The following is a 2135-nucleotide window of genomic DNA, read 5'->3' on the forward strand; positions in this document are numbered from 1 at the left end:
GGCCGTGGCCACCAGCTCCGCGAGCGCGGCGCCGCTGGTGTCCACGGCCACGCGCACCCCGGCGCCGCGCACCGCGCGTACGACGTCGGCGATCCGGGCCTCGGCGCCGGTCCCCTCCGGGAGCGTGCCCGACACCACCAGCCACGAGGCGGCGAGCGCGCGGCACGCCCCCACCACGGCGGACCGCGTCTCCTCCCAGGCCGCGGGTGTGAGCGGCGGCGTCGGCGCGTTGACCTTCGTGGTGGCACCGCCCGCATCGATGATCGACGTGTTGACCCGGGTGGCCCCCGGCACGGTCACGATCCGCAGCACGTCGGCCAGCGGCGACTGCGCCGCGAACGCCACGTCGTCCGCCCCGAGCACCACCACCGCCGCGGTGGCCACCCCGGCCGCGCGCAGCGCCGCCGACACGTTCACGCCCTTGCCGCTGACCTCCCGCTCCCAGCCGGACGCGCGCACGAAGGCTCCGCGCTCGAGGGGGACGGGCAGCCGGTACGTGGCATCGATCGCCCCGGCCGCCGTCAGCGTCACGACGGGCCCGGCGGTCCCCTCCGGCAGCGCACGCGGCTCGGTCACGGCTGATCCCCCTCGCTCAGATCGGCTGCCCGGTCGGCAGCAGCACCAGGTCGCGCACGACCACGTGCGCCGGCCTGGTCAGCATGAACAGCATCGCATCCGCCACGTCCGACGACCGGATACCCGTGCCCTCGGCGATGCGCTCCGCCTCTTCGGGCGAGCCGTGCGCGAAGCCCCACAGCGGATTGAGGACGACCCCGGGCGCGATCGCCCCGATGCGCACCCCGCTGTCGGCGTACTGACGACGCACCGTGTGCACGAACGACTGCACGGCGTGCTTGCTGGCGGAGTACACCGGCTCCCACTCGATGTCCTGGTGCCCCGACACCGAGCTCGTGACGAGGATGTCGCCGCTGCCCTGCGCCAGCAGCGGGGGAAGCGCCGCGCGCACCAGCGCCATCACACCGGTGACGTTGGTGGCCACCACCGCTGCGATCTGAGCGACCGTCGCATCGGCGAGATCGCCGCCGAGATAGATCCCCGCGTTGGGCAGCACGATGTCGAGGCGGCCGTGGCGGCGCAGGGTCTCGGCCACGACGTCCTCGGCGCTCTGCGGCTCCGACACATCGGCGGCGATCGTCGTGACCCGCTCCGGATGCTCCGCGGCGAGCGCCGCGAGCCGCTGCTCGTCGCGCGCCACAGCGACCACGTGGCAGCCGGCTGCCGCGAGCGCCTGCGCGGTCGCCAGCCCGATGCCCGAGCTCGCCCCGGTCAGCAGCGCCACCCGGTCCTTCACCGACACACCGCTCATCGTTCCCCTCCTTCTGCGAGCAGCGCCCGCCGGTAGATCTCATCGGGCCGGGTGTCGATGCGCCGCACCTCGTCGGCCGGCATGAACCGCACCCCGCCCAGCGTCTCGGCACCGATGATCGCCCGCGCGCACTTCTGCGCCATCGCGGTCATCCCGATGACCTGGTCGGCCGTCGCGCCGGTCGCGAACATCCCATGGTTCTGCAGGTACACGGTGACGGGCGGTGAGCCGTGGGCGTCGATGTGCGCCGCGAGCCGCGCCCGCACCTCCCGCGCGAGGGCGAGACCCGGATCGATGTAGGGCACCAGCAGCGGGGTCGCTCCGAGCACCACGATCTGGTCGGGGAAGAGTGCACCCTCCACCAGCAGCTCGGGTCGCTGCGAGCACAGCACGGCGTTCACCGCGGTCGGATGCGCGTGGGCGATCACCCGCGCCGGCGTCTGGTCGTAGAGCACCACGTGCAGCAGCGCCTCGACCGAGGGCCGTCGTCCCTCCGCCTCCGCGACCCGGTCGAAGTAGCGGTCGACATCGGCGCCCGTCGCGCGCTCGTCGTCGATGAGCTCGCGCGCCTCGGCGAGCACCAGCGGCACGAAGTCCTCCGGGCGGGCGGCCCCGAGCACGGCGCCCGAGGCCTTGACCAGCATCGTGTCGCCCTCGCGCATCGAGGTGTTGCCCTCGCCGAGGACGGCCGCGTCGAGGGCGGGGTCGCCGAGGCGGCGGCTGAGGGCGGCGAGCAGCTCACGCGAGGTCATGCAGGGGCTCCGATCGGGTGGGGGCGGGGTGGTGGACGCGCGGCGGGCCGTCGCCG

3 protein-coding genes are annotated in these 2135 nt (G+C 74.5%); all 3 read right to left on the reverse strand.

Features of this window, described 5'->3' with window-relative positions; translation table 11 throughout:
- Nucleotides 1-576, reverse strand: a 576-nt coding sequence (locus tag DW299_RS14200; RefSeq protein WP_522731642.1) for a 1-phosphofructokinase family hexose kinase, incomplete at its 3' end; no start/stop codon positions are given.
- Between the two features lie 16 nt (nucleotides 577-592).
- A complete protein-coding gene (locus DW299_RS14205) occupies nucleotides 593-1327 on the reverse strand; it encodes an SDR family oxidoreductase (protein WP_136036972.1) in 735 nt (244 codons plus the stop codon).
- A complete protein-coding gene (locus tag DW299_RS14210; RefSeq protein WP_136036973.1) occupies nucleotides 1324-2079 on the reverse strand; it encodes a class II aldolase/adducin family protein in 756 nt (251 codons plus the stop codon). Before DW299_RS14210 ends, DW299_RS14205 begins: the two co-directional genes overlap by 4 nt.
- Nucleotides 2080-2135: the final 56 nt, after the last annotated feature.

This window comes from Microbacterium sp. K35 (assembly GCF_004794375.1).
GTDB lineage: Bacteria > Actinomycetota > Actinomycetes > Actinomycetales > Microbacteriaceae > Microbacterium > Microbacterium sufflavum.